This window comes from Aeromonas sp. YN13HZO-058, assembly GCF_001921245.1.
Lineage (GTDB): Bacteria > Pseudomonadota > Gammaproteobacteria > Enterobacterales > Aeromonadaceae > Aeromonas > Aeromonas allosaccharophila.
Genome location: NZ_MQSY01000070.1, coordinates 1 through 2,956 on the forward strand (window position 1 = coordinate 1; position 2,956 = coordinate 2,956).

At 52.8% G+C, this 2,956-nt stretch carries 1 rRNA gene; it reads right to left on the reverse strand.

The annotated features are described in order from the left end of the window. Positions 1-49: 49 nt before the first annotated feature. Positions 50-2,939, reverse strand: a 23S ribosomal RNA gene (locus tag BSP75_RS18795). Between the last annotated feature and the right edge of the window lie 17 nt (positions 2,940-2,956).

Consider the following 2,956-nt stretch of genomic DNA (forward strand, 5'->3'; position numbering starts at 1 on the left):
AGTAGTTCGTTCATTCGCTACAAGGCCCAGAACACTTCTTGGGTGTTGTATGGTTAAGCCTCACGGGTAATTAGTATGGGTTAGCTCAACACGTCGCCGCGCTTACACACCCCACCTATCAACGTTGTGGTCTCCAACGGCCCTTTAGGACCCTCAAGGGGTCAGGGATGACTCATCTCAGGGCTCGCTTCCCGCTTAGATGCTTTCAGCGGTTATCGATTCCGAACTTAGCTACCGGGCAGTGCCACTGGCGTGACAACCCGAACACCAGAGGTTCGTTCACTCCGGTCCTCTCGTACTAGGAGCAACTCCCTTCAATCATCCAACGCCCACGGCAGATAGGGACCGAACTGTCTCACGACGTTCTGAACCCAGCTCGCGTACCACTTTAAATGGCGAACAGCCATACCCTTGGGACCGACTTCAGCCCCAGGATGTGATGAGCCGACATCGAGGTGCCAAACACCGCCGTCGATATGAACTCTTGGGCGGTATCAGCCTGTTATCCCCGGAGTACCTTTTATCCGTTGAGCGATGGCCCTTCCATTCAGAACCACCGGATCACTATGACCTACTTTCGTACCTGCTCGACCTGTCCGTCTCGCAGTTAAGCTGGCTTATGCCATTGCACTAACCTCCTGATGTCCGACCAGGATTAGCCAACCTTCGTGCTCCTCCGTTACTCTTTGGGAGGAGACCGCCCCAGTCAAACTACCCACCAGGCACTGTCCGCGAGCCCGATTCAGGGCCCTGCGTTAGAACATCAAACATACAAGGGTGGTATTTCAAGGACGGCTCCAGCGCAACTGGCGTCACGCCTTCAAAGCCTCCCACCTATCCTACACATGTAGGTTCAATGTTCAGTGCCAAGCTGTAGTAAAGGTTCACGGGGTCTTTCCGTCTAGCCGCGGGTACACCGCATCTTCACGGCGAATTCGATTTCACTGAGTCTCGGGTGGAGACAGCATGGCCATGGTTACACCATTCGTGCAGGTCGGAACTTACCCGACAAGGAATTTCGCTACCTTAGGACCGTTATAGTTACGGCCGCCGTTTACCGGGGCTTCGATCAAGAGCTTCGCTTGCGCTAACCCCATCAATTAACCTTCCGGCACCGGGCAGGTGTCACACCCTATACGTCCACTTTCGTGTTTGCAGAGTGCTGTGTTTTTGATAAACAGTCCCAGCCATCTGGTCACTGCGACTCCCGACTGCTCCATCCGCAAGGGACTTCACTGTCAAGAGCGAACCTTCTCCCGAAGTTACGGTTCTATTTTGCCTAGTTCCTTCACCCGAGTTCTCTCAAGCGCCTTGGTATTCTCTACCCGACCACCTGTGTCGGTTTGGGGTACGATGACTTGTAATCTGAAGCTTAGAGGCTTTTCCTGGAAGCAGGGCATCAATGGCTTCCGCACCGTAGTGCGTTCGTCTCGTGTCTCAGTGTTGTGTCTCCGGATTTGCCTAGAAACACCACCTACGCACTTTCACCAGGACAACCGTCGCCTGGCCCACCTAGCCTTCTCCGTCCCCCCATCGCAATTACAAGTCGTGCAGGAATATTAACCTGCTTCCCATCGATTACGCCTTTCGGCCTCACCTTAGGGGTCGACTCACCCTGCCCCGATTAACGTTGGACAGGAACCCTTGGTCTTCCGGCGAGGAGGCTTTTCACCCCCTTTATCGTTACTTACGTCAGCATTCGCACTTCTGATATCTCCAGCATACCTCTCGATACACCTTCGCAGACTTACAGAACGCTCCCCTACCACTCATACATAAGTATGAATCCGCGGCTTCGGTGCCTGGTTTGAGCCCCGTTACATCTTCCGCGCAGGCCGACTCGACTAGTGAGCTATTACGCTTTCTTTAAATGATGGCTGCTTCTAAGCCAACATCCTAGCTGTCTGAGCCTTCCCACATCGTTTCCCACTTAACCAGAACTTTGGGACCTTAGCCGGCGGTCTGGGTTGTTTCCCTCTTCACGACGGACGTTAGCACCCGCCGTGTGTCTCCCGGATATTACTTACTGGTATTCGGAGTTTGCATGGAGTTGGTAAGTCGGGATGACCCCCTAGTCCAAACAGTGCTCTACCCCCAGTAGTATTCGTCCGAGGCGCTACCTAAATAGCTTTCGGGGAGAACCAGCTATCTCCGAGTTTGATTGGCCTTTCACCCCCAGCCACAGGTCATCCCCTAACTTTGCAACGTTAGTGGGTTCGGTCCTCCAGTTGATGTTACTCAACCTTCAACCTGCCCATGGCTAGATCACCCGGTTTCGGGTCTACACCTTGCAACTAGACGCCCAGTTAAGACTCGGTTTCCCTACGGCTCCCCTATACGGTTAACCTCGCTACAAAATGTAAGTCGCTGACCCATTATACAAAAGGTACGCAGTCACCCCGAAGGGCTCCCACTGCTTGTACGTACACGGTTTCAGGTTCTATTTCACTCCCCTCACAGGGGTTCTTTTCGCCTTTCCCTCACGGTACTGGTTCACTATCGGTCAGTCAGGAGTATTTAGCCTTGGAGGATGGTCCCCCCATATTCAGACAGGATGTCACGTGTCCCGCCCTACTCGATTTCACTTCAAGGTCGTTTTCATGTACGGGGCTATCACCCTGTATCGCTGGCCTTTCCAGGACCATTCCACTAACTTCCAAGAAACTTAAGGGCTAATCCCCGTTCGCTCGCCGCTACTGAGGGAATCTCGGTTGATTTCTTTTCCTCGGGGTACTTAGATGTTTCAGTTCTCCCGGTTCGCCTCGTTGCACTATGTATTCATGCAACGATACCTAGCTTATGCTAAGTGGGTTTCCCCATTCGGAAATCTGTGAGTAATAGCGTCTCTTACCGACTTCTCACAGCTTATCGCAGGTTAGTACGTCCTTCATCGCCTCTGACTGCCAAGGCATCCACCATGTACGCTTAGTCACTTAACCATACAACCCCAAGAAGT